At 70.7% G+C, this 24,459-nt stretch carries 17 protein-coding genes and 1 pseudogene; 14 read left to right on the top strand and 4 right to left on the bottom strand.

The genetic code is table 11. The annotated features are described in order from the left end of the window. Window positions 1–75 precede the first annotated feature (75 nt). From ACZ6I3_RS34160 to ACZ6I3_RS34150, 3 genes are all read left to right on the top strand, one after another. Window positions 76–2,097 carry an IucA/IucC family protein gene (locus tag ACZ6I3_RS34160; RefSeq protein ID WP_469420000.1) on the top strand — a complete coding sequence of 674 codons (2,022 nt, stop codon included), beginning with the start codon at window positions 76–78 and terminating at the stop codon, window positions 2,095–2,097. Between the two features lie 79 nt (window positions 2,098–2,176). Further along, on the top strand, window positions 2,177–3,109 hold the full coding sequence (locus ACZ6I3_RS34155) for a GNAT family N-acetyltransferase (RefSeq protein ID WP_469419998.1): 933 nt from the start codon (window positions 2,177–2,179) through the stop codon (window positions 3,107–3,109). Window positions 3,110–3,265: 156 nt separating this feature from the next. Beyond that, window positions 3,266–5,242 (top strand): ATP-dependent DNA helicase, encoded by a 1,977-nt coding sequence (locus ACZ6I3_RS34150; protein WP_469419996.1) that lies wholly within the window; start codon window positions 3,266–3,268, stop codon window positions 5,240–5,242. A gap of 215 nt (window positions 5,243–5,457) precedes the next feature. Here ACZ6I3_RS34150 and lexA read toward each other — a convergent pair whose 3' ends face one another. Further along, window positions 5,458–6,237, bottom strand: a complete 780-nt coding sequence (gene lexA, locus ACZ6I3_RS34145) for a transcriptional repressor LexA (protein WP_184589888.1) — start codon at window positions 6,235–6,237, stop codon at window positions 5,458–5,460. Window positions 6,238–6,869: 632 nt separating this feature from the next. Between lexA and nrdR the strand changes: the two genes are divergently transcribed. Both nrdR and ACZ6I3_RS34135 read left to right on the top strand, forming a co-directional pair. Continuing rightward, complete coding sequence (nrdR, locus tag ACZ6I3_RS34140) at window positions 6,870–7,430, top strand: transcriptional regulator NrdR (protein WP_469419995.1); 561 nt, start codon at window positions 6,870–6,872, stop codon at window positions 7,428–7,430. 164 nt (window positions 7,431–7,594) lie between these two features. Beyond that, window positions 7,595–10,474, top strand: a complete 2,880-nt coding sequence (locus tag ACZ6I3_RS34135; RefSeq protein ID WP_469419993.1) for a vitamin B12-dependent ribonucleotide reductase — start codon at window positions 7,595–7,597, stop codon at window positions 10,472–10,474. A gap of 90 nt (window positions 10,475–10,564) precedes the next feature. Here the strand turns inward: ACZ6I3_RS34135 and ACZ6I3_RS34130 are convergent, their stop codons facing one another. Then, window positions 10,565–11,098: a TerD family protein gene (locus ACZ6I3_RS34130; RefSeq protein ID WP_469419991.1), complete on the bottom strand. Its 534-nt coding sequence runs from the start codon at window positions 11,096–11,098 to the stop codon at window positions 10,565–10,567. 154 nt (window positions 11,099–11,252) lie between these two features. Between ACZ6I3_RS34130 and ACZ6I3_RS34125 the strand changes: the two genes are divergently transcribed. The 6 genes and pseudogenes from ACZ6I3_RS34125 (at window position 11,253) to ACZ6I3_RS34100 (ending at window position 15,742) form a co-directional block, all read left to right on the top strand. Then, window positions 11,253–11,858, top strand: coding sequence for a YdbC family protein (locus ACZ6I3_RS34125; protein WP_382832442.1), 606 nt, complete (start codon window positions 11,253–11,255; stop codon window positions 11,856–11,858). 157 nt (window positions 11,859–12,015) lie between these two features. Next, window positions 12,016–12,675, top strand: coding sequence for a histidine phosphatase family protein (locus tag ACZ6I3_RS34120; RefSeq protein WP_469419989.1), 660 nt, complete (start codon window positions 12,016–12,018; stop codon window positions 12,673–12,675). A 12-nt stretch (window positions 12,676–12,687) separates the two neighbouring features. Beyond that, the gene (locus ACZ6I3_RS34115; protein WP_469419987.1) at window positions 12,688–13,593 is read left to right on the top strand and encodes an ADP-ribosylglycohydrolase family protein; all 906 of its coding nucleotides are present in this window, start codon (window positions 12,688–12,690) and stop codon (window positions 13,591–13,593) included. 248 nt (window positions 13,594–13,841) lie between these two features. Next, window positions 13,842–14,257 (top strand): annotated as a pseudogene (locus ACZ6I3_RS34110) (TetR-like C-terminal domain-containing protein); the annotation flags it as partial. 85 nt (window positions 14,258–14,342) lie between these two features. Continuing rightward, window positions 14,343–15,044, top strand: coding sequence for a ribonuclease HII (locus ACZ6I3_RS34105; protein ID WP_469419985.1), 702 nt, complete (start codon window positions 14,343–14,345; stop codon window positions 15,042–15,044). Window positions 15,045–15,112: 68 nt separating this feature from the next. Next, window positions 15,113–15,742: a hypothetical protein gene (locus ACZ6I3_RS34100; protein WP_469419983.1), complete on the top strand. Its 630-nt coding sequence runs from the start codon at window positions 15,113–15,115 to the stop codon at window positions 15,740–15,742. Between the two features lie 239 nt (window positions 15,743–15,981). On the opposite strand, the gene ACZ6I3_RS34095 is transcribed toward ACZ6I3_RS34100, so the two are convergent. Then, window positions 15,982–16,596 (bottom strand): hypothetical protein, encoded by a 615-nt coding sequence (locus ACZ6I3_RS34095; protein ID WP_469419982.1) that lies wholly within the window; start codon window positions 16,594–16,596, stop codon window positions 15,982–15,984. Window positions 16,597–16,951: 355 nt separating this feature from the next. Then, window positions 16,952–19,117, bottom strand: a complete 2,166-nt coding sequence (locus ACZ6I3_RS34090; protein WP_469419980.1) for a RecQ family ATP-dependent DNA helicase — start codon at window positions 19,115–19,117, stop codon at window positions 16,952–16,954. A 144-nt stretch (window positions 19,118–19,261) separates the two neighbouring features. Between ACZ6I3_RS34090 and ACZ6I3_RS34085 the strand changes: the two genes are divergently transcribed. The 3 genes from ACZ6I3_RS34085 (at window position 19,262) to ACZ6I3_RS34075 (ending at window position 24,377) form a co-directional block, all read left to right on the top strand. Beyond that, window positions 19,262–20,938, top strand: coding sequence for a DUF4192 domain-containing protein (locus ACZ6I3_RS34085; protein WP_469419978.1), 1,677 nt, complete (start codon window positions 19,262–19,264; stop codon window positions 20,936–20,938). A 629-nt stretch (window positions 20,939–21,567) separates the two neighbouring features. Continuing rightward, window positions 21,568–23,487, top strand: a complete 1,920-nt coding sequence (locus tag ACZ6I3_RS34080) for a glycogen debranching N-terminal domain-containing protein (RefSeq protein ID WP_469420082.1) — start codon at window positions 21,568–21,570, stop codon at window positions 23,485–23,487. A 131-nt stretch (window positions 23,488–23,618) separates the two neighbouring features. Continuing rightward, window positions 23,619–24,377, top strand: a complete 759-nt coding sequence (locus tag ACZ6I3_RS34075) for an NUDIX hydrolase (protein ID WP_469419976.1) — start codon at window positions 23,619–23,621, stop codon at window positions 24,375–24,377. Window positions 24,378–24,459 lie beyond the last annotated feature (82 nt).

The raw sequence follows: 24,459 nt of genomic DNA, 5'->3' as shown, positions 1-24,459 counted from the left end.
CCAGCGAGCCGAGTGGAACTCCTCGGCTCGCACCCCCGACCGTACGCCCCTGAACCACCCCACGAGGTCACCGTGTTGAACGCCATCCCCGAGCCCGACGAGCACGCCACCATGCGGGGAGAGGGTTCCGCCGACACCCGGCTGTCGGGTGCGTCAGTAGAATCGGCGGTCCCCGGTCAAAGGCCTGGGTCACCGCCCGCCGAGGGGGCGAACGCCGGCCCGGTCACCGACCTCCTGGACCACCCCGAGCCGCACATCGCCGCCCAGGCAGCCGCCGTGGAGAACCTGCTGCGCTGCTGGGTGCGTGAGAACAACCAGTCCGCTCCCGCCGACGGGATCCTTCGCATCCCCCTTCCCTCCAGCGGCACGGCCCTTCTCGCCCCGGTCCGCTACTGGTCCCCGACGGGCTGGCACCGCTTCGGCCTGCCGCAGCTTGCCGACGCCCCCGACTGTGCCCCGCCGGCCGATGCCGTCACGGTCGCCGCCCTGCTCACCAGAGAGATGTGCGGAGACGGCCCCGACCTCGACACCAGCCCCACCCAGCCCTCCGGTCTCACTGGCTCCCGCACCTCGACGGCCGCTGCCGCTTCCGGCGACGGTGACGGCCTCGGCGGCCTCGGTGGCGTCGCGCTGGTCGCGGGTGTCGCCGACTCCCTCCGCCGTGTCGCCGCCTTCGTCAGCGACCGCCGGGAACATCCAACCGACGGCCCTGACCTCTTTCTCGCCGCCGAGCAGGCACTCCTCCTCGGACACCCCTTTCATCCGTCCCCGAAGAGCCGCGAGGGCCTTTCCGAGGCCGAAGCCCGGCTCTACTCACCCGAGTTGCGCGGTTCCTTTCCCCTGCACTGGATGGCTGTCGCTCCCTCCGTCCTCGCCACCGACTCCGCCTGGACCGAACGCGGCCGCCCCGTCCCCGCCGCCCGGCTCACCGCACGCCTGGCCGGCACCGGCCTGCCACTGCCGGACGGGTACGCCCTACTGCCCCTGCACCCCTGGCAGGCGGACGAGGTCAGGCACCGTCCGGGGACGGCTGCCCTGCTGGACACGGGACTGCTCCGTGACCTCGGCACCCACGGCACTCCCTGGCAGCCCACCTCCTCCGTGCGAACCGTTTACCGGACCGATGCCCCCGCGATGCTCAAGCTGTCGCTGGGCCTGCCTATCACCAACTCCCGCCGTGAGAACCTCCGTAAGGAACTCCACCGGGGCGTGGAGGTACACCGCCTGCTCCGCAGCGGACTCGCTCAGCAGTGGCATGCCGTGCATCCGGGCTTCGACATCGTGCGCGACCCGGCCTGGCTGGCTGTCGACGATCCCGACGGCGCCCCATTGCGCGGACTGGACGTGGTGATCCGCCACAACCCGTTCGCGCCGTCCGACGACGTCTCCTGTGTCGCCGGACTCGTCTCGCCGCGGCCGACCTCCCCGGCCTGGCCCGGTGCCGTGCCGGACCGCCCGGAGACACACGGCTCGGTGCTTCGGTCCAGGCTGGCCGAGGTCGTCACGCGTCTCGCCCGCCGGACCGGCCGACCGCACGGAGCCGTTGCCGCCGAGTGGTTCCTGCGCTACCTCCAGCACGTCGTGCGCCCCGTCCTGTGGCTGGACGCCGAAGCCGGCATCGCCCTGGAAGCGCACCAGCAGAACACCCTGCTCCTGTTGGACGCCGAGGGTTGGCCGACGGGCGGCCGCTACCGCGACAACCAGGGCTACTACTTCCGCGAGTCCCGCCGCGCGGAACTCGGAGCCCGGTTGCCCGGCATCGGAGAGCAGAGCGACACATTCGTCAGTGATGAGGTCGCCGACGAGCGCTTCGCCTACTACCTGGCCGTCAACAACGTGCTCGGCCTCATCGGCGCGTTCGGCTCCCAGGGACTGGCCGACGAGCGGCTGCTGCTCGCCGCCTTCCGCCGTTTCCTCGGCAACGTCGCCTCCGGCCCGGCCCGGCTGCGCACGTCGCTGCCCGCCCGTCTGCTCGACTCACCCGTCCTGCGTTGCAAGGCCAACCTGCTGACCCGGCTGCACGGCCTCGACGAACTCGTCGGCCCGGTCGACACCCAGTCCGTCTACGTCACCATCGCCAACCCCCTGCACTCCTGACCATCCCGACCGTCCCTGACCACAACCGACCTCCTTCATCCCTGAGGACGTGCCGCCCCCTTACTGAGAGGAGCGTTCGGTGCCCTTCGCCGACCCCATCACCGACCCCGGCACCGCTGTTCCCGTCACGGCCGACCTCGGCGCTGATGCCGGCTTCGACGCCCCCTTCGGTGCCCATCGCCGTGCCGGTTCCGACATCGACCCCCGCGGCGGAGCCGGTGCGCATCCCGGGGCTTGTCCCGGTACGGATGCCGGTGAGGGGGACGCCGGTGAGGACGGGCGCGGTGAGGACACGGTTCATCTGAGGCTCCCGGACGAACTCATCGCCCTCGTCGCGGACGACGCGTCCGGCAGTCTCGGAGCACGACGGCGGGACCAAGGCACGGCTCAGCTGTCCGTCTCCCTCACCGCGACCCGTGACACATCGCCCCTCCCGACCGAGGCCGACCTCCTCGACCGCGTCGCCGACTGGGGCCCGGCCCACACATCCGCGGGTGTCTTCCACCTCGTCCCCGTGCGCGTCGACCGTGACCTTCCGCTCATCAGCCGCTGGATGAACGACCCGGCCTCGGCGTTCTGGGAGCTGTCCGGACCGCAGAACGTGACCGAGGACCACCTGCGGGCCCAGCTCGCCGACGACGGACGCAGCGTCCCGTGTATCGGCCTGCTGGACGGAACACCGATGAGCTACTGGGAGATCTACCGGGCGGACCTCGACCCGCTGGCCCGGCACTATCCCGCCCGGCCTCATGACACGGGACTGCACCTCCTCGTCGGTGGTGTCGCCGATCGGGGGCGTGGCCTGGGCGGTCTGCTGGTGCGAGCCGTGGCCGATCTCGCTCTCGCGCAGCGATCCTCCTGCGCACGCGTCATCGCGGAACCCGACATTCGCAACACCCCCTCCATCGCCGCTTTCCTGACCGCCGGCTTCCGGTTCTCCGCCGAGGTCGACCTGCCCGCCAAGCGGGCCGCCCTCATGGTCCGAGACCGGTCTCTTCGGCATCTTCTGTAGCGCTGTGTCATCGCGCCATCACTCATTGAACGCGGCGCGTGACGCCGTAGTTCCCACGCGCACCCACCCCGCCGAGGAGCCCAAGGTCTTGATCCCGCCCCCCGCCTCCGCCTTGATCACCCCTTTGTCAGTGCCGGGTCGTAGGGTGGTCGCGCTATGACGAAGCCCTCTCTCCCCGAACTCCTGCATGCTGCCGTCACTGCCGTCGGCGGTACGGAGCGCCCCGGTCAGGTGACCATGGCCGAATCCGTCGCGGAAGCGATCGACGGCGGCTCCCACCTGCTGGTCCAGGCCGGCACCGGCACCGGCAAGTCGCTGGGCTACCTGGTGCCCGCGCTCGCGCACGGGGAGAGGGTGGTCGTCGCGACCGCCACCCTGGCCCTGCAGCGCCAGCTGGTGGAGCGCGACCTGCCGAGAACGGTCGAGTCGCTGCACCCCCTGCTGCGCCGCCGCCCGGAGTTCGCGATGCTCAAGGGCCGGTCGAACTACCTGTGCCTGCACCGTCTGCACGAGGGTGTCCCGCAGGACGAGGAAGAGGGCCTCTTCGACCAGTTCGAGGCGGCCGCGCCCACCAGCAAGCTGGGGCAGGACCTGCTGCGGGTGCGCGACTGGGCCGACGAGACCGAGACCGGGGACCGTGACAACCTCACGCCCGGTATCTCGGACCGGGCCTGGGCCCAGGTGTCGGTGTCGTCGAGGGAGTGCCTGGGCGCCTCGAAGTGCGCGTACGGAGCGGAGTGCTTCGCCGAGATGGCCCGCGAGCGGGCCAAACTCTCCGACGTCGTCGTCACCAACCACGCGCTGCTCGCCATCGACGCCATCGAGGGCGCCCCGGTCCTTCCGCAGCACGAGGTGCTGATCGTCGACGAGGCCCATGAGCTCGTCTCCCGGGTCACCGGAGTCGCCACCGGCGAACTCACCCCCGGCCAGGTCAACCGCGCGGTGCGCCGCGCCGCGAAACTCGTCAACGAGAAGGCGGCGGACCAGCTCCAGACCGCCTCCGAAGGGTTCGAGCGGCTGATGGAGCTGGCACTGCCCGGCCGGCTCGAGGAAGTCCCCGAGGACCTCGGCTACGCACTCATGGCATTGCGGGACGCGTGCCGCACCGTCATCTCCGCGATCGGCGCGACCCGCGACAAGTCCGTCCAGGACGAGGACGCGATCCGCAAGCAGGCTCTGGCGTCCGTGGAGAACGTGCACGACGTGGCGGAGCGGATCACGAACGGCTCCGAATGGGACGTCGTCTGGTACGAGCGCCACGACCGCTTCGGTGCCTCCCTGCGCGTCGCCCCCATGTCCGTCTCGGGCCTCCTGCGGGAGAAGCTGTTCGCGGACCGCTCCGTGGTCCTGACCTCCGCGACGCTGAAGCTGGGCGGCGACTTCAACGGCGTCGGCGCCTCCCTCGGCCTCGCCCCCGAGGGCACCGAGGGCGACGACCTCCCGCAGTGGAAGGGCATCGACGTCGGCTCGCCCTTCGACTACCGCAAGCAGGGCATCCTGTACGTCGCCAAACACCTGGCGCGCCCCGCACGGGACGGCGATCGCGCGGACATGCTCGACGAGCTGACGGAGCTGATCCAGGCGGCGGGCGGCCGCACCCTGGGCCTGTTCTCCTCCATGCGGGGAGCCCAGCTGGCCGCCGAGGAACTGCGCTCCCGGATCCCGGAGTTCCCGATCCTCCTCCAGGGCGAGGAGACGCTCGGTGAGCTCATCAAGAACTTCGCGGCGGACCCGAAGACCTGTCTGTTCGGCACGCTGTCGCTGTGGCAGGGCGTGGACGTACCCGGGCCCAGCTGCCAGCTGGTCGTGATGGACAAGATCCCCTTCCCGCGCCCCGACGACCCCCTGATGAGCGCCCGCCAGAAGGCCGTGGAGGACGCGGGCGGCAACGGCTTCATGGCGGTCGCCGCCACCCACGCCGCGCTCCTCATGGCCCAGGGCGCCGGCCGTCTCGTACGGGCGTCGGGCGACCGCGGTGTGGTCGCCGTGCTGGACCAGCGCCTCGCCACGGCCCGGTACGGCGGTTATCTGAAGGCGTCGCTGCCCGACTTCTGGTTCACGTCCGACCGTAATCAGGTGCGGAAGTCGCTGGCGGCCATCGACGCGGCGGCACAGCAGACGGAAGCCGGTTGAGTCTCGGGGGTCGGTCCGCGGCGGCGGAGCCGCACGCCGCCCCCTCTCACTCAGCCTCAGAAACCCCCACCACTCGGCATCAGGCTGACCCGCCCCCGCAGGCCGACCCGGCGGATACCGGGCCCGGACAGCACAGGGCCCCGGAACCGGCGCAGAGGTCCCGGGGCCCGGTCAGAGGGCGGGCCCGCTGGGCCCACCCGACGCGGTGCGTGGCGTCAGACGCGGCGCAGTACGGCCACCACCTTGCCGAGGATGGTCGCGTCGTCGCCGGGGATCGGCTCGTAGGCCGCGTTGTGCGGCAGGAGCCAGACATGGCCGTCCTCCCGCTTGAAGCGCTTGACGGTGGCCTCTCCGTCGAGCATCGCGGCCACGATGTCGCCGTTCTCGGCGACCGGCTGGCGGCGGACCGTGACCCAGTCGCCGTCGCAGATCGCGGCCTCGATCATCGAGTCGCCGACGACCTTCAGGACGAACAGCTCACCGTCGCCGACGAGCTGGCGGGGGAGAGGGAAGACGTCCTCGACGGACTCCTCGGCGAGAATCGGGCCACCGGCGGCGATGCGGCCGACCAGCGGGACGTACGATGCGGCCGGCTTGCCCGCGGTGTCCGTGGGCTGCACGGAGGCGGCCTGGTCCGAGCCGCGCACCTCGTAGGCGCGGGGCCGGTGCGGGTCGCGGCGCAGGAAGCCCTTGCGCTCCAGTGCCATCAGCTGGTGTGCGACGGAGGAGGTGCTGGACAGGCCGACGGCCTGACCGATCTCCCGCATCGACGGCGGGTAGCCGCGCCGCTGCACTGAGTCCCTGATGACCTCGATCACGCGGCGTTGGCGGTCGGTGAGTCCGGAACTGTCCGCCCGGATGCCGGGAGGTCGTCCGGGCAAGGAACGCTTGTGCCCCTCCGGGTTCGTGGCTTCGTTCATCGCGTGCACCGGCTCGAGTCGGCTCTGGGAGCGGTCCTGGGCAGTGATGGTGGCACTGTCTGCGGTGGTGGTCACGTCGGCCCCTCTCGATGGTCTCCCTGCTGGACAACGGTAGTTGGTTTCGAAAGGTTGCGCCAAACACACGTTCGAGTGAAAAATCGCGAATCGACTGCCGCGATCATGCGTCCGGGTGTATTGGCTACCGCGTTGCCTGGCGGGCAAAAGGGCCCATTGCTGTACTCTTCACCGCCGGGGTGATCGTCTGTGGACTGTTGCCCCAGTCTGCCATCCGGCATACCCCTGCCCTGGGATCAGCGCTCATCTGTGCGGGAGTCCCACGCCCCCTCCTCGCGGCGCCCACCGTATCTCCGCATGTGCCGTAGCGATACGGCCCGTGCGTCAACGGATGCCAGTGCGCGCGAGTGGCGGTTGCGATCGGGCGCGAAAAGCGGGGCGGCGATGTGCGGTGAAGGCGGGGGTGATTCGGTCCGCCGCCCCCGACCTGCGGCTACGCGTGCGACACGCGTGGGCGGCGTTGATGTATGAGCCAATCCCCACATCTAGTGGTTGGATTGCGGCAGCAGCCCACAAGTTGTGGTCCCCCGGGTCTCAGGGTCCTTGGTCATCGCCTATGCTTGGGACTGCTTCGTGGGGCGCAAGATGCCCGTCGAGGCCATTGAGTCTGCTGTGAGGAGGGTTGGGAGTTCATGCACTGCCCCTTCTGCAGGCACCCCGACAGCCGTGTCGTCGACAGTCGTACGACCGACGACGGCACGTCGATCCGCAGGCGCCGCCAGTGCCCGGACTGCTCCCGTCGTTTCACGACCGTGGAGACGTGCTCGCTCATGGTGGTGAAGCGGTCCGGAGTCACCGAACCCTTCAGTCGCACCAAGGTCATCAATGGTGTGCGCAAGGCGTGCCAGGGACGGCCCGTCACCGAGGACGCGCTCGCCCAGCTCGGCCAGCGGGTCGAGGAGGCGGTGCGGGCCACCGGAAGCGCCGAGCTGACCACCCACGACGTGGGGCTGGCCATTCTCGGCCCGTTGCAGGAGCTCGATCTCGTCGCCTATCTGCGATTCGCCTCCGTCTACCGGGCGTTCGACTCGCTCGAGGACTTCGAGGCGGCCATCGCGGAACTGAGGGAAGAGACGGGATCCCCCGATGCGGACGACGGCGACCGCGCGGATACGGGTGCGGGGAGCCAGGAAGACGACCGCGGGTCCGGAGGGACGACACAGGTCCCCGAGCCCGCAGGCGCCGCCGACTGACCGGCGGGCCGGACCCGGACGGCAGCTCCGGGCCCGGCCGGGCGGCGGCGATGTGAAGACCTGTTGCGGGCGATGTGAGTGGGTGCCCGCAACACCAGACAGAACACCGTGCCACGGGAACAACGGGGCACTTCAGGGCGTTTTCGCCCGTACAGGGAGGCGGCATGACAGAGACGGCGAGCGGTCCGGCACGGAGTTCCCGCGCCAAGGGCACCAAGGCGAGCAAGGGCCTGCGTATCGAGCGCATCCACACCACCCCTGGGGTCCACCCCTATGACGAGGTGGCGTGGGAGAGCCGTGACGTCGTCATGACCAACTGGCGCGACGGCTCGGTCAACTTCGAGCAGCGCGGCGTCGAGTTCCCCGACTTCTGGTCGGTGAACGCGGTCAACATCGTCACCAGCAAGTACTTCCGCGGTGCCGTCGGCACTCCGCAGCGCGAGACCGGCCTCAAGCAGCTGATCGACCGCATCGTGAAGACGTACCGGAAGGCCGGAGAGGACCACAAGTACTTCGCCTCTCCCGCCGACGCCGAGATCTTCGAGCACGAGCTGGCGTACGCCCTCCTGCACCAGATCTTCAGCTTCAACAGCCCTGTCTGGTTCAACGTCGGCACCAAGCAGCCCCAGCAGGTCTCCGCCTGCTTCATCCTGGCCGTCGACGACTCCATGGAGTCGATCCTCGACTGGTACAAGGAAGAGGGCATGATCTTCAAGGGCGGCTCCGGTGCCGGCCTGAACCTCTCCCGGATCCGTTCCTCCAAGGAACTGCTGTCCTCCGGCGGCAACGCCTCCGGCCCGGTCTCCTTCATGCGCGGCGCCGACGCCTCCGCAGGAACGATCAAGTCCGGTGGCGCCACCCGCCGTGCCGCCAAGATGGTCGTCCTCGACGTGGACCACCCGGACATCGAGGACTTCATCGAGACCAAGGTCAAGGAAGAGGAGAAGATCCGCATCCTGCGGGACGCGGGCTTCGACATGGACCTGGGCGGCGACGACATCGCGTCCGTCCAGTACCAGAACGCCAACAACTCGGTCCGTGTGAACGACGAGTTCATGACCGCGGTCGAGCAGGGCAGCCAGTTCGGGCTGCGCGGCCGGATGACCGGCGAGGTCATCGAGGAGGTCGACGCCAAGGCGCTGTTCCGCAAGATCGCCGAGGCCGCGTGGGCCTGTGCCGACCCCGGCATCCAGTACGACGGCACCATCAACAACTGGCACACCTGCCCCGAGTCCGGCCGGATCACCGCGTCGAACCCGTGCAGCGAGTACATGCACCTGGACAACACGTCCTGCAACCTGGCCTCGCTGAACCTGATGAAGTTCCTCGTGGACGACGGCAAGGGCAACCAGTCCTTCGCTGCCGAGCGCTTCCAGAAGGTCGTCGAGCTGGTCATCACCGCGATGGACATCTCGATCTGCTTCGCCGACTTCCCGACCCAGAAGATCGGCGACAACACGCGCGCGTTCCGCCAGCTCGGCATCGGTTACGCCAACCTCGGCGCCCTGCTGATGGCCACCGGTCACGCCTACGACTCCGACGGCGGCCGTTCCCTCGCCGGATCCATCACCTCGCTGATGACCGGCACGGCCTACCGGCGCTCCGCCGAACTCGCCGCGGTCGTCGGCCCGTACGACGGCTACGCCCGCAACGCCGACGCCCACAAGCGCGTCATGAAGCAGCACTCGGACGCCAACGACAAGGCCGTCCGCATGGACGACCTGGACACCCCGGTGTGGACCGCCGCCAGCGAGGCCTGGCAGGACGTGGTGCGCCTCGGTGAGAAGAACGGTTTCCGTAACTCCCAGGCGTCCGTGCTCGCCCCGACCGGCACCATCGGCCTCGCGATGTCCTGCGACACCACCGGTGTCGAGCCCGACCTCGCGCTGGTCAAGTTCAAGAAGCTGGTCGGCGGCGGCTCGATGCAGATCGTCAACGGCACCGTGCCGCAGGCGCTGCGCCGCCTGGGCTACCTGGAAGAGCAGATCGAGGCGATCGTCGCCCACATCGCCGACCACGGCAACGTGATCGACGCCCCGAGCCTGAAGCCCGAGCACTACGAGGTGTTCGACTGCGCCATGGGCGACCGGTCCATCTCCGCGATGGGCCACGTCCGCATGATGGCCGCGATCCAGCCCTGGATCTCCGGCGCCATCTCCAAGACGGTCAACATGCCGGAGTCGGCGACCGTCGAGGAGGTCGAGGAGATCTACTTCGAGGCCTGGAAGCTGGGCGTCAAGGCGCTCGCGATCTACCGCGACAACTGCAAGGTCGGCCAGCCGCTCTCCGCCAAGAAGAAGGAGGCGGAGAAGGTCGAGGAGCCCGCAGCCGTCGAGGCCAAGGTCGAGAAGGTCGTCGAGTACCGCCCGGTCCGCAAGCGCCTCCCGAAGGGACGTCCCGGCATCACCACGTCCTTCACCGTCGGCGGTGCCGAGGGCTACATGACCGCCAACTCCTACCCGGACGACGGTCTCGGCGAGGTCTTCCTGAAGATGTCCAAGCAGGGCTCGACCCTCGCGGGCATGATGGACGCCTTCTCCATCGCGGTCTCCGTCGGTCTCCAGTACGGCGTCCCCCTGGAGACGTACGTCTCGAAGTTCACGAACATGCGCTTCGAGCCGGCCGGCATGACGGACGACCCGGACGTGCGGATGGCGCAGTCGATCGTCGACTACATCTTCCGCCGCCTGGCGCTGGACTTCCTGCCCTTCGAGACGCGCTCCGCGCTCGGCATCCACTCCGCCGACGAGCGCCAGCGTCACCTCGAGACGGGTTCGTACGAGCCGAACGACGACGAGGTCGACGTCGAGGGTCTGGCCCAGTCGGCGCCGCGCGCCCAGGAGCTGAAGGCCGTCACCCCGCCGAAGAACGAAGCGGCGGCCCAGCCCGCCCCGCAGCAGGCCCACACCAGTGCCGAACTGGTGGAGATGCAGCTGGGCATCCAGGCCGACGCCCCGCTGTGCTTCTCCTGCGGTACGAAGATGCAGCGCGCCGGTTCGTGCTACATCTGCGAGGGCTGCGGCTCGACCAGCGGCTGCAGCTGACGCCGAGCGCCTGAGCCGATGACGGAGGGGCACCGCCTTTGGGCGGTGCCCCTCTTGTCGTCACAGGCTGCGGATGTCACGGCATGGTGCTCATGCCCCGCGCGCCGTACCCATCGTCCTGGTGAAGGACACGGGGTCGCCCTCGAAACCGCGCAGACCGGAGTGGAAGGCCCAAGCGCCGGAGCCGTCCCGGACGAACTCAGCGACCGTCGCGGCCGTCGCCCCCAGGACACCGCCGAAGTCGTCCTCCGCGAGGACCGTGTACCCCTCGCGGATGCGCAGGCCGGGGTTGACCACGCTGACGAAGGTGCGCTCCGCCGGGCGCTGCTGGATGACGACACCGACCACCACGCGCGCGTACCGGTCGTCGAGGCGGTTGAGTTCCAGCATCATGACCTCGTCGTAGCCGAAGCCCTGGCCGTCCTTGCTGTCCCGGTTGAGGTAGATGGTGCCGTCGGGGGAGCGGCTGTCGAAGTGCACCACATAGGCGGGATCGCCGTGCGGGTCGTCCGCCAGGTACGTCGCCGCGACGAGGTCCAGATCGGTGGACGGCTGCCCCGCCGGACTGGGATCCCACCTCATCGCGATCTCGATCTTGCTCAGTCCCTTGTTGAGCCCGTCCACCAGAGTCCCCTTCCCCGTACCGACCCGCCTGTTCGCCCCAACTGCCGGGCGCTTACCACTGTTTGTCCATCCTGCCACGCATGCGGGTGCGCGCGTGGCGGAGCGGTCCGGCCAAGAGTGACCGGCGCCACGCTCCGTGGCCTACCATGGCGCGGTGCTGGTCAAGTGGATTCGCTGCACCGTGGTGGACCGCCGCGGTTTCGAGCGGGGGCAGCGGAAGTGGGCGGGGCTTCTGGGGGAGCCGGGGTTTCGCGGGCAGGGGGGTGGCTGGAGCCGGGGGCGGCCGGACGTGGCACACATATTCGCGTTCTGGGAGAGCCGCGCCTTCTACGACTCGTTCATGGCACGGTCCCACGACCGGCTGGCGTCGACCCAGTCGGGCACCTTCAAGGACGCCCAGGTCAGGCTCTTCGACTACCGCTTCGACGTGAAGACCGGCTTCGAACCGCGCTTCACGGACGCGGACCTGCTGCGGGTGGCGCTCTGCCGCGTCCACGAGGAGCGGGCCGAGCATTTCGTGCTGATGCAGGAGAAGGTCTGGAACCCGGCGATGGCCGGCTCTCCCGGCATGGTGCGAGGGCTGTTCGGCGAGGCGCCCGGGCACGAGTTCCTGGTGCTGTCGATGTGGCGCTCGGACGCCGAGCACGGCAAGTACCGCACCGAACGTGTGGAGCGACTCGCCCTGAGGGCCCAGACGGAGGCGGACGTGGCGGCGCTCACCGGAGACATCGTGGGCATGGAGCCGAGCTGGACCGTCTGACTCGGGAAACGATCCGATTCAGAACGGTCTGGACGGATTGGTTCCGGTCGGTGATGGGCGTGACCTGTGAGACCTGTGGTGCAGGATCTGTGTGACCTACGCTGTATGGGTGGGTTATGAGTGCTGCGCAAGCGCTCACCCGATCTAGGGTCTTGGCATGGCACGACCACGGCGCATCGTCCTTGTCCGGCACGGCGAGTCAACGGGCAATGTTGATGACTCCGTGTACGAGCGTGTACCCGACCACGCCCTGTCGCTGACCGAGAAGGGCCGGCGGCAGGCGGAGGCGACGGGTGAGCGGCTGCGTGAACGGTTCGGCGGCGAGCACGTCAGTGTCTACGTCTCCCCGTACCGCCGTACCCACGAGACGTTGCGCTCCTTCCGCCTCGACCCCGAGCTCATACGCGTACGCGAGGAGCCCCGGCTGCGCGAGCAGGACTGGGGCAACTGGCAGGACCGGGACGAGGTCCGACTCCAGAAGGCCTACCGGGACGCGTACGGCCACTTCTTCTACCGTTTCGCCCAGGGCGAGTCCGGCGCCGATGTCTACGACCGGGTCGGCGGATTCCTGGAGAGCCTGTTCCGCAGTTTCGAGGACCCCGACCATCCGCCGAACGTCCTCATCGTGACCCACGGTCTGGCCATGCGGCTGTTCTGTATGCGGTGGTTCCACTGGACGGTCGCGGAGTTCGAGTCGCTGTCGAACCCGGGGAACGGTGAGGTGCGGATGCTCGTTCTGGGTGACGACGGCAAGTACACGCTCGACCGGCCGTTCGACCGCTGGCGAGATCCCGAACCCTACGGGATCACCGGATAGAGTGGCAGGGCGATGACCGCTGACTCCTCCCCCGACGGGCGCCTGGACCGCGCCCTGGCCAGCCTGCGCGGACTGTCCGTCGGGGACGCCCTGGGTTCCCAGTACTTCGTGCCCGTGAACTACCCGCTGCTCAAGCGCCGCGAGGTGCCGTCCGGGCCCTGGCAGTGGACCGACGACACGGAGATGGCCGGTTCCGTCGTCGCCGTCCTGGCCGCCCGCCATCGAATCGACCAGGACGCCCTGGCCCGTTCCTTCGCCGAGCACCACGATTTCGACCGTGGCTACGGCCCCGCGGTCAATCGACTGCTGCGACTCGTCCGGGAGGGCGGGGACTGGCGCGAACTCGCCGCCGGGCTCTTCAAGGGACAGGGGTCCTGGGGGAACGGCGCGGCGATGCGGATCGCCCCGCTGGGCGCCTGGTACGCGGGCGACCCGGAGCAGGCGACCCACCAGGCGGAGATCTCGGCCTACACGACCCACCAGCACCGCGAGGCGGTCGTCGGTGCGATGGCCGTCGCCGCGGCCGCCGCGTTCGCTGCCGACCCCGGCGGGCCGCCCGGCGCCGAGGTCCTCCTCGACGGGGTCATCGACCTGGTGCCGAAGAGCGCGGTGGGCGCGGGGCTGCGCCGGGCCCGGGACATGCTCGACTACGGCGACCCGGCCACGGTGGCGGCGGTACTGGGGTGCGGCCGGCGCACGACCGCCCACGACACCGTGCCCTTCGCCCTCTGGTCGGCGGCGAGAAGCCTCGCAGACTACGAGCGGGCGTTCTGGACGACCGCGCAGGTCGGCGGGGACGTCGATACCACCTGCGCCATCGTCGGCGGCGTGATCGCCGCGGGCAAGGCCGGAACGCCGCCCGCCGAGTGGGTGGAGCGGACGGAACCCCTCCCGGACTGGGTGCCCGCGTCGGCCTAGCGGCAAGGGCTCTTGCCGCTCTTCGGGAACTCTCCGTACATCACGGGAACTCTCCGTAATCGCCCGCTCGTTGTCGTGACATCCGCTGTGCGAGCCATCAGGGCGCGCAGGCAGCGGAGCGGAGCGATGGGGGTGAGCATGGGCGTCCTGCTCGCGGTTCTGACCCACTGGTGGGGCGCTCTCGCACGCCGTCCGCGGAGCGAACCGATCGCGAACCGGCTCGACAGCCGCCGCCAGGCAGGTGCCTGGCCCGTCGGCAAGCCGCCGAAGCCGCGGTCTACCGTCGCCGGCCGTCCACGTCCAAAAAGGACCTTGTCGCCGATGCGGCACCCGACGAGGGCGGCGTGCGCGAGGACCTCTCTCCCGTCCCGGTGGCGCGCTTCGCTCAGTGATTCACGAATGCGACACGGTGCAGGTCGGGCGGATTCACGCCGTGATCTTGGAGGGGGTCGTGGAGCCCACCATCCAGATGCTGTGGGAGGTCATCGAACGCGGAATCCAGCGAGGAGAGGTGCGTTCTGGCGCTGTGAACGGCTATGCCTGCGACGCCATCCCGGCGATGATGATGTACCGCTCCAAGATGTGCGGCTGCGAATGAGAGGATCATGAAATCGACGAGATGATCGACCAGTTGATGGTTCCGCTGCCGCGACCGAGCGGCTCCTGGCAGGAGTTCGCGAGGGGCGTGATGCCGCCGGGGTGGGCCAGGGTGTCGCGGGCGCTTCCGGGCGGCGTAACCTAGGGGCGCCATGCCGTACGAACCACCTACTCACACCGTCGAGCGCTCCCTTCGCGCCACGACCGGAGCGAAGATCGTTGCAGGTGTCGACGAGGTGGGGCGCGGTGCGTGGGCCGGCCCTGTCACCGTCTGCGCGGCGATCACCGGACTGCGCCGGCCGCCCGAGGGCCTCACGGACTCGAAGCTGCTCACCATCAAGCGGCGCACCGAACTCGCCGAGGCACTACGGACGTGGGTGACGTCGTACGCCCTGGGTCATGCCTCCCCGGAGGAGATTGACGCACGGGGGATGACGGCCGCGCTGCGGCTCGCTGCGGGGCGTGCGTTGGATGCCTTGCCGGTCCGTCCGGACGCGGTCATCCTCGATGGCAAGCACGACTATCTCGGTGCGCCGTGGCGGGTCCGTACGGTGATCAAGGGCGACCAGTCCTGCGTGGCGGTAGCCGCGGCATCAGTGATCGCCAAGGTTCAGCGCGACAAAATGATGGCCGAACTGGGTATCGACCATGCAGACTTCGGTTTTGCGGACAACGCCGGGTATCCATCCCCCGTGCACAAGGCCGCACTGGCGGAGCGGGGCCCCACCCCCTACCACCGGTTGTCATGGGCGTATCTTGATGCGCTGCCCCAGTGGCGGCACCTCAAGAAGGTCCGCAGCTGGGCGGACGGAAGTGCTCCGGAAATCGAGGGTCAGCTCGGCTTCGACTTCTGACGGTTTCGTTCGCACACATGCGCCACCCGCCGATGCGGGCCGTACCAACGTTTGATAAATATCAACTCATGCCTCTCATTCCCGAGGAGCCTCAGATTCACGAGAGTGCCCAGGGTCCCCGCGCCACTCCGGCCAGTGGCCGCACCGCGCCGACCCCCCGTCCCGTACCCGGTCCCCGTCCCGCGGCTCCGTCGCGTCCCGGTCGCCCAGGCCCTCTCCGGCCCGCGCCGCCGGTGCAGCGTACGCCGCGTGACGCAGCCGCCAAGCCCGGTCCGTCCGGGCCCGCCGCCGGTGCCGTCGCCCCGGCCGCCCCGCAGATCCAGCTGATCCCGGCTTCCGCACAGGGCGCGCTCGACGCCGCCGAGGAGGCTGTGGACCTGCTCCTGGACGCGGGGCGTGCCCCCAACGACGTCCTGGTGATCACCACCGGCGAACAGCACCCGTGGGCCACCCACGAGCTGTCCTTCGGTGAAACCTCCTACTGGGCCCAGCACGACGCCCGTGACGACGTCTTCTACACGGACGCCACCATCGCGGCCCGCGCCGCGTCGCGTCCGGTGGTCGTGGTCGCCGTCAACGGCGGTTCCGAGGCCGCAGCCGCGAGCGCGCTGTCCCTGGCCCACACCCGCGCGAACACCCTGCTGATCGTCTGCGGTGACCCGCAGCAGATCAACTCGGTGCTGGGCGCGGGCGTCTGAGTCGCTTCCTCAGCGTCCGATCGGGCGCTGGGGAGGACTTCAGGCGCCGCTACGGCGGCTCCGCAGGGTGGGCGGTTCGGCATGCCCGGAGGACTGGACGCCGTGGCTGCGTACGGGCCTTGCCCGGTTGGGGAGCGCGTCCTGCGACCCTGCGCGGGTCGCGGGTCGGCACCAGGGCTTGTCTGCCGTGCGTTGAGGGACGGCACAGCACCCGCGTGCAACGGTCCGGCCAGAGGGCTTCAGCGTGCCGCCGCCGCGCGGCGCAGGACCTCCGAGGCGGCGCCACCGGTGCGCGGCAGCGGTGGCGCCGCCTCGGTCCTGGCGAACGGCTCCGGTGCCGAGGCCGAGTGGGGGCGGCGTCCGCCGCGGCCTTCGCCGAGGACCTGCCAGCCGTCACGCGTCAGCGTGATGTACGCCCCGCAGCGCAGCCCGTGCAGGGTGCAGGCGTCACGCAGGCCCCACATCCACGCGCCGTCCTCCTCCGTCCAACGCGCGTCGCCCTCACGGCAGTAGAGCAGCACCGCGGTCCGCACCGGAGTGCGGCGCCGCAGATCGTGCGGGATGATCCGGCGCAGCTGCGCGAGCAGCACGTTGCGGAACATCCAGCCGTCGGCCGGGGCCTGGCGGCGTACGAACGAGGCGCTCGCCCGCAGCCGCTCGTCCGGGTCGAGCACGGCGACGACAGCGGTCGCGGGCTGCGGGTGGTGCCGGGCATGCAGTCCGCTGACGACCTCACGGGGGTCGCGCAACAGTGGGATCCCGGCGGCGGCCCATTCCGCGGGTTCGAGCAAGCGGTTGGCGGAAGCGGCGGACGTCGACGCCGCTGCCGAGGCCGGAGCGAATCCGAAGGTCACGGTCCTCCCTTCGGCTACGCGCCCACACTGCGGGCGAGGTCGGATTCCTGGGAGCGCGCACCGCAGCGAAGCCCTACCGGATCGGCGGGCGCGCCGTGCGGGAGCGGACCTCAATTCTTCCTGTCGAACTTGGATGCGGCAACGAGCAATTGAGGCCGCCGACCGTTATCAGATGATGCGCGGCTAATATCCCTACCCAGTGCGTCGCCGGGCCACCCTTGGGGCGTTCGAGCACGACACGTTCGTACGCCACGGGGACCTGCGGCGTCCAGAGGTGCGCGCACGTGGTCACACATGGTCAGGTGGCGGATGCCCTGTACTCCGGGGCGGACACCTGGCCCCGGAGCGCCGGTCGTCAGCCCTGCAAGGCCAGCACGAGCGGCAACACCCCCTGCGCACCGGAGCGTCGGAGCATGCGGGCGGCGACCGCGAGGGTCCACCCCGTCTCCGTGTAGTCATCCACGAGGAGGACCGGGCCCTGGGCCTCGGCCAGGGCGGAAACGAGGGCGGGTGGCACGGTCAGAGCGCCGTCGAGTGCCTTCAGCCGCTGGGCGCTGTTGCTCCGGGAACCCGGGTGCGCGTCGCCGGTGTACTCGATGGCACCCAGCAGTGGCAGCCGGCCGACTTCCGCGATGCGCGCTCCCAGCGAGTGGATCAGCGCGGGGCGGGTGCGGGACGCCACAGTGACGACGCCGATCGGGCGCGGCTGGGTGTCCGACGTGCCAGAAGCCCAGCCGCCGGGACCCTTGGCCCAGTCGGTCAGCACGCTCACCACCGCCTTCGCCACGTCGTCCGGTACGGGCCCGTCGGGGGCCTGGGGTGCGAGCAGGGGGCGCAGCCGGTTGCCCCAGCCGATGTCCGAGAGACGCCCCAAGGCGCGTCCCGATGCGGCCTGTTCGCCGGCCGGGATACGTCCCTTGAGGTCCACTCCGATCGCAGGCAGCCCTGTCGGCCACATGCGTCGGGGCTCCACCTCGACCCCCGCCCGGCCCAGGTCCACGCGCGCCGCGTCGAGTGCCTCCTCGGACGTGTCGGCGACGAAGCGCGGGCCCGTGCAGTTGTCGCAGCGACCGCACGGCTGGGCGGCCTCGTCGTCAAGCTGGCGCTGCAGGAACTCCATGCGGCAGTCCGTCGTCGACGCGTACGCGCGCATGGCCTGCTGCTCGGTCTCCCGCTGACGCGCCACCCACGCGTACCGCTCGGCGTCGTACGCCCACGGCTGCCCGGTCGAGATCCAGCCGCCCTTGACCCGCTTGACGGCGCCGTCCACGTCGAGGACTTTGAGCATGGTCTCCAGACGGGACCGGCGCAGTTCCACCAGGGGCTCCAGGGCGGGCAGCGACAAGGGCTTCTCCGCGTGCGCGAGGAGATCGAGCGTGCGGCGCACCAGGTCTTCCGAGGGGAAGGCGAGCGACGCGAAGTACTTCCAGATCGCCTCGTCCTCCTTCCCCGGGAGCAGGAGCACCTCGGCGTGCTCCACACCGCGTCCCGCGCGGCCCACCTGCTGGTAATAGGCGATGGGGGAGGAGGGCGAGCCGAGGTGCACCACGAAGCCCAGATCGGGCTTGTCGAAGCCCATGCCGAGGGCGGAGGTGGCGACCAGCGCCTTCACCTTGTTGGCGAGCAGGTCCTCCTCGGCCTGCTGGCGATCGGCGTTCTCCGTCTTGCCCGTGTACGAGGAGACCGTGTGCCCACGCTGCCGGAGGAAGGCGGTGACCTCCTCGGCGGCGGCCACGGTGAGCGTGTAGATGATCCCGGAGCCCGGCAGTTCGTCGAGGTGCTCGGCGAGCCAGGCCATCCGATGCGCGGCGTCCGACAGCCGCAGCACGCTCAGACTCAGGCTGTCGCGGTCCAGCGGGCCTCGCAGCACGAGGGCGTCCGAGCTGCCGCCGGTGCCGAGCTGTTCCGCGACGTCGGCCGTCACACGCGCGTTGGCGGTGGCCGTGGTCGCGAGCACCGGCACACCGGGCGGGAGGTCGGCGAGCATGGTGCGCAGCCGGCGGTAGTCCGGCCGGAAGTCGTGGCCCCAGTCGGAGATGCAGTGGGCCTCGTCCACCACCAGGAGCCCGGTGGCGGCCGCGAGCCGGGGCAGCACCTGGTCCCGGAAGTCCGGGTTGTTGAGCCGCTCCGGACTGACCAGCAGAACGTCCACCTCACCCGCGGCGATCTCGTCCTGAACGGCCTCCCACTCCTCGGTGTTCGAGGAGTTGATGGTCCGGGCGTGGATGCCGGCCCGGGCCGCCGCCTCGACCTGGTTCCGCATGAGAGCGAGCAGTGGCGAAACGATCACCGTCGGACCGCTGCCCTGCGCTCGCAGCAGCGAGGTCGCCACGAAGTAGACCGCGGACTTGCCCCAGCCCGTGCGCTGGACGACCAGGGCACGTCGTCTGTCGGCGACCAGTGCCTCGATCGCCCGCCACTGGTCCTCGCGCAGCCGGGCCGCTCCCGAGACGTCCCCGACGAGACGGGCGAGGACCGTGTCGGCCGCCGCCCGCAGATCCGCGTTGTTCGTGTGCTCCATGCGTTCCATGAAACAGGACGGCAGTGACAACGGGAGCGGTGCACCGGGAGAACACGAGAGCCGGGAGGCTCCTGGTGACGTGTCCCTGATTGAAGTTATCCACAGGGCAAACCGGAGTTGAGGATTCCGCGAGATCGTCTCCGCATGACGAACCACAGCGAAGCGACTGGATCCCCTGAGAACGGCGACATCATCGGGCCCGATGCACCCGGCGGGCACCAGGACGGTGGGAAGCGGGAGCGGGAGCCGGACGCGGGCGACACCGCAGGACCGCACGCCCCCAGCCCTGTGCACGACAGTCACAGCGGCGAGCACCAGGTCACCCTGCGCACCCCGGCCGAACTCGCCGACGCCCTGCCGTATCTGCTCGGATACCGCCCCGAGGACAGCATCGTCCTGGTCGCCCTGCACGACAGGGACGGACGCGGACGGTTCGGAGGGCGGGCCCGGCTCGGTATCCCCGCCAACGCGGACGACTGGCCGTCCGCAGCCGGACAACTGGCCCACGGCCTGGTGACGGGCAGCGCGCGACGAAGGGGCAGGCCCGAGTCGATGGTCGCCTTCCTCTGCCAGGAGCCCGGGAAGGGCGAGTCCGGGCAGCAGGTCATGGAGCGGCTGAGGCCTCTGGCCCAGAGGCTGCGCGTCGAGTGCGGTTCCCTGGACGTGGTGGTCGTCGAGGCGCTGTGCATCTCGGAGGGGCGCTACTGGTCGTACTGCTGTGACAACGCGGCATGCTGCCCGCCCGAGGGAGCCCGAATGGGCCTGCCCGGCACCTCCGTGCTGGCCGCCGCGGCCACCTACGCGGGGATCCAGGTGCGCGGCACGCTTCGGGAGCTACGGGCCCGGCTCCTGCCTTGGGAGAACGCCGCCGCCCTCGAACAGGAGGCTGCCCTCGACACCGCCAGCATGGCACTGGTCCCGAGGCTCCTGGACGAGGTGGGCCGCGCCTCCGTGGCCGACGAGACGCTGGAACTGGCCGGGAGGGTCCTGGACCGCTTCACCGAGGCGCGGCCCGTTTCCGGCATGCTCCTGGCGGACCTCCGCGACGACGAACTTCTGGGGTACGACGAGGCCGCCCGGTTGATCCTCGGTCTCCAGGACCGCGCGACCCGCGACCGTGCGGCCGAGTGGATGGAGGGCGACGAGGCCGCACGCGCCCTTCGACTCTGGCGGACGCTGGCCCGCCGCTGCGTCGGCCCCTACGGAGAGCATGCCGCTGCGCCGCTCACTCTCGCGGGCTGGGTCGCATGGTCCACCGGTGACGAACTGGAGGCCAGGGAAGCCCTCGCCATGGCCTTGGGCGCGGATCCCGACTACCTCTTCGCCCGTCTGCTGCACCAGGCTTGCAACGAAGGCCTCGACCCGGAGTCGATCCGTACCTGTCTGCGAGCGGAGCGCGATGGCCGTGGACGAGCGGTGGTCGACCACGCCATGATCCGTGCGCACGTCGCCGAGGCCGTCGGGCGAGAGACAGTGGTGCCACAGCCCGACCTCGAACCCACGCCCACAGCGGCGCCTTCACGCCGTCGCCGCCGTTCCAGGTCCGTCGGTGCCGCCGACACGGCCTCCGGCCGTACTCGTGCCGGCGCCGGCACGAGCACGCCGACTTCTCTCCGGAGCAAGCCGGCAGGCACCACACGCCCTGCCGGTGCCGCGGAAGCGGGCCTGCGCCCCGAGCGTGCGGCGACGGGTCCCGCGCGATCCGGTAGTGCGCGCACGGGCGGCCCTCGTACGCGCGCCTCACGGAAGGCAGCCATGCCGTGCCAGGACGCGGGGCAGGAAGGCGTGCAGCCCAGTCACGGTATGGAGGGGGAGGAGTGAACCAGGGCGCCCTGCCACCGGGTGGCCTCGGCGCACAAGGGACGGGGCACGGGCGTGACTCGGAAGACGTCCACGGCGTTCACCCGAGTGGCGGAACGCCCGAACGGGGTGTGACGCCGCACCGCCCCTGCCCCGTCGGAGCCCTCCGGCACCGGCGCCGAACCCGATCGGGGCGCACAGAGCGCAGAGGAAGCCTTCCCATGCATCAGCCGACTCCGCCCTCCTCCGCTGCCGGCGACCGCCGCACCACAGACGGGCCCCCACCGGCCTTCGCACCGGGCCTCGGTCTGTCCGGGGGCGGAGCTCCGCGGTCGGGGGACCACGATGCCCTTCCGCGACCAGTGGCCCGTGTCGACGGTTACGGGCCCAGGTTCCCTGGAGGCGCCTCACACGTCTCGCCGCACACTGGCCCGGACTCTCGCTCCCCCTCACCGCCGGGCCCGGGCCGTTCGTCGCCTCGATGGGCGGGCCAGAGCCGTCGCCCCGGATCCACGTCGGGGCACGGCTCACCCGCACCGTCCTCGGCCCAAGACCGAGCGCCGGTGTCCCCGGGGCGCACGCCCCCGCCCCGCGGTGCCACGATTCCCGGACTGCGCTGGTCCGCAGACCTGCCGCCCGCCCACACCGCGATGATCTGCGTCGCCCTTCCCGGCCTGGCCATCTCGACGGAGGAAGGACAGATGACCGGCCGGGGACTGGAGGGGTTCTACCGCGGCGGCCGGCGCGTCCTCTCCCGGTGCGAGGTCCGCGTGGGCGGACGGGAACCGCTCGCTGTGCAGGCCCGCATGGCCTCGGCCGACCGCGCCAGGTTCGTGGGCACGCTCCGCACGTCCCCGCAGGCCGGTCCGGACCCGGACGTGGTCGTGGAACGCAACCGCTTCGCCGACGGCACGGAGCGGATCACCCTGCACAGCGCTGCCCCCCGCCCTGTGCGTCTGCCGCTCGAGGTGGTCCTGGGCACGGACCTGGCCGATCTCGGTTCGATCGCCTCGGGCACCGCGGGACCCGAACTCCCCGCCAGCGTTCACGGCTCCGGACTGCGCTGGTCCTGCCCCACCGGCAACGCGACCGTGACGGCCCAGCCGCCGCCCTCGGACGCCCTGGCCTCGGCCGGGCTGCTGCGGTGGGAACTCGACCTGCCGCCGGGCGGAAGCAGAAGTGTGGAACTGAGGGTGCGGCCGGACGGTGCGAGGCCCCTCCGAGCCGTCGGCCACGCCGCGACCAGCCCCCTGGCTCCGGCGTGTGCGGAAGGCGACGATCCCAGAGTCTCCGCCCTCTTACGGACGAGCATCGAGGACCTCCAAGCCCTCTTGCTGCGGGACTCCGCGAACCCCGCCGACACCCATCTCGCGGCCGGGGCACCCTGGCGCTGCGGTCTGGCACCCGCCGACGCGCTCGTCGCCGCCCGGATGGCCCTGCCGCTCGGCACCGGCCTGGCAGCGGGGACGCTGCGGATCCTCGCCCGGACCCAACTCACCGGCCCGGGACCGCAGTCCGGAATGATCCCCGGCCCGAGACGGGACGCCGGGCCGTACCTTCCGCCGCAGTGCACCGGTACGGAGGCAACGCTGCTCTTCCCCGTGCTGCTAGCCGAAGCCCGACGCTGGGGGCTCGGCGAACAGGAGACGGAGGAACTGCTGCCCGCCGCCGAGCGCTGCCTGACCTGGCTGCGGACCACCGTGGGCGACGACGCGTACCTGCGCGACCCACACCCTGGCGGCCCCATCCGCTGCGAGACACAGGCCCACGCCCACCGTGCCGCACTGCTGGGTGCCGATCTGCTCGACGCCTGCGGCCGCACCGGCGGAGCGGCACTCCGGGAGTGGACGCAGGCTTTACGGCCCGCGTTCCGGGAGGACTTCTGGCTCGACGACCGCGGCGGCGGCCGGCCCGCGGCAGCCCGTGCCCCGGACGGCAGGCCCGTGCCTCACCTGGGTGCGGCCGCCGTCCACCTCCTCGATACCGGCCTGCTGGGCGGGGGCGCGGTGGCGCCCGGTCTGCTCGACAAGGTCCAGACCGAGAAGCTGGCCCGGCTGCTCGGCAGCCCCGTCATGGACTCGGGCTGGGGCCTGCGTGGACTGGGCGCGAAGGAACCGGGATTCAATCCGTTCGGCCACCGCGCCGGGGCCGTACGGATCCAGGAGACGGCACTCGCCGTCGCCGGTCTGGCCGCCGCGGGCTACGAGAAGGAGGCGAGTTCGCTGCTGCGCGGCGTACTCGAGGCATCCGAGACCTTCGCCCATCGCCTGCCCGAGATGTATGCGGGGGAACAGCGCACGGAGGGAAGCGCTCCGCTCCCGCACCCGGCGGCCTGCCGCCCTGCGGCCACCCCTGCGGCGGCCGGAGTCCTGTTGCTCACCACGCTCGCCGGCATCCGCCCCGACGCCCCGGCCGGGACCGTAACCCTGCGCCCGGTGCGCAGCGCACCCCTGGGCGAGGTCGGTTTCACGGGGCTGCGCGTGGTGGGCGCCCCGTTCTCCGTGCGGGTCAGCCGGCTCGGCCTCGCCATGGTCGAGGAGGCGGCCGACGGACTGCAGCTGGGGGCCTGACCTGCCACGACAGACCGCCGCCGGATCACCGGGCATCGACAGTGCGGCCCATACCCGACCGAAGTGGATCAGTAGGCGAAGCGAGCCGCGAAGGGAGTGTTTATCGTCAGGCAGACGACTATGATCGCCGCATGCCCTACGACCCGTCAGCGTTTCCGCCCTTCGCCGTCACCGTGGACCTGGTCGTACTGACCGTGCGTCGCCATGCCCTGTGCGCGCTGGCGGTACGGAGGGGCGAACCACCGTTCCAGGGGCGTTGGGCGCTCCCCGGCGGTTTCGTACGGGCCGACGAGGACCTGGCACAGGCCGCGGAGCGCGAGCTGGCCGAGGAGACGGGGCTACGCGTCCACGACCCGGCCGTCCCCGCCCAGGACAACGGCGCGCACCTGGAGCAGCTGGCCACCTACGGCGACCCCAAGCGGGACCCCAGGATGCGGGTCGTCAGTGTCGCCCACCTCGCCCTGGCTCCCGACCTGCCCGCGCCCAGGGCGGGCGGCGACGCCAGCAACGCGCGCTGGGCTCCGGTCGAGGAACTGCTGCAGCAGGGCGGCTACGGGCGGGACGCCGAGCCGGTCGCCCCGCTCGCCTTCGACCACGCGCAGATTCTGGCGGACGGAGTGGAACGAGCCCGCTCCAAGATCGAGTACTCGTCGCTGGCCACAGCCTTCTGCCCGCCCGAGTTCACGGTCGGAGAACTGCGTCGTGTCTACGAGGCGGTGTGGGGCGTGGCGCTCGACCCGCGCAACTTCCACCGCAAGGTCACGGGCACCCCGGGCTTCCTGGTACCCACCGGTGGGACGACCACCCGCCAGGGCGGCCGCCCGGCACAGCTCTTCCGGGCAGGTGGCGCGACACTGCTCAACCCTCCGATGCTGCGCCCCGAGGTGTGACGCCGGGCCTGGAACGCGACCCGCCCACAGCTCGGACAAGGGCGATTGCCCTACACGAGACGGCCTCGCGCTGCCCGAAAAA

The sequence above is a fragment of the Streptomyces sp. NPDC041940 genome (genome assembly GCF_055589465.1).
This window is presented reverse-complemented; position numbering and strand designations above follow the sequence as displayed.

Coding starts and splice junctions, on each gene's coding strand:
- ACZ6I3_RS34150 (WP_469419996.1), top strand. CDS start 3,266: ATGACGAAGCCCTCTCTCCCCGAACTCCTGCATGCTGCCGTCACTGCC.
- nrdR (WP_469419995.1), top strand. CDS start 6,870: ATGCACTGCCCCTTCTGCAGGCACCCCGACAGCCGTGTCGTCGACAGT.
- ACZ6I3_RS34135 (WP_469419993.1), top strand. CDS start 7,595: ATGACAGAGACGGCGAGCGGTCCGGCACGGAGTTCCCGCGCCAAGGGC.
- ACZ6I3_RS34120 (WP_469419989.1), top strand. CDS start 12,016: ATGGCACGACCACGGCGCATCGTCCTTGTCCGGCACGGCGAGTCAACG.
- ACZ6I3_RS34115 (WP_469419987.1), top strand. CDS start 12,688: ATGACCGCTGACTCCTCCCCCGACGGGCGCCTGGACCGCGCCCTGGCC.
- ACZ6I3_RS34105 (WP_469419985.1), top strand. CDS start 14,343: ATGCCGTACGAACCACCTACTCACACCGTCGAGCGCTCCCTTCGCGCC.
- ACZ6I3_RS34100 (WP_469419983.1), top strand. CDS start 15,113: ATGCCTCTCATTCCCGAGGAGCCTCAGATTCACGAGAGTGCCCAGGGT.
- ACZ6I3_RS34090 (WP_469419980.1), bottom strand. CDS start 19,117: ATGGAGCACACGAACAACGCGGATCTGCGGGCGGCGGCCGACACGGTC.
- ACZ6I3_RS34085 (WP_469419978.1), top strand. CDS start 19,262: ATGACGAACCACAGCGAAGCGACTGGATCCCCTGAGAACGGCGACATC.
- ACZ6I3_RS34080 (WP_469420082.1), top strand. CDS start 21,568: ATGATCTGCGTCGCCCTTCCCGGCCTGGCCATCTCGACGGAGGAAGGA.
- ACZ6I3_RS34075 (WP_469419976.1), top strand. CDS start 23,619: ATGCCCTACGACCCGTCAGCGTTTCCGCCCTTCGCCGTCACCGTGGAC.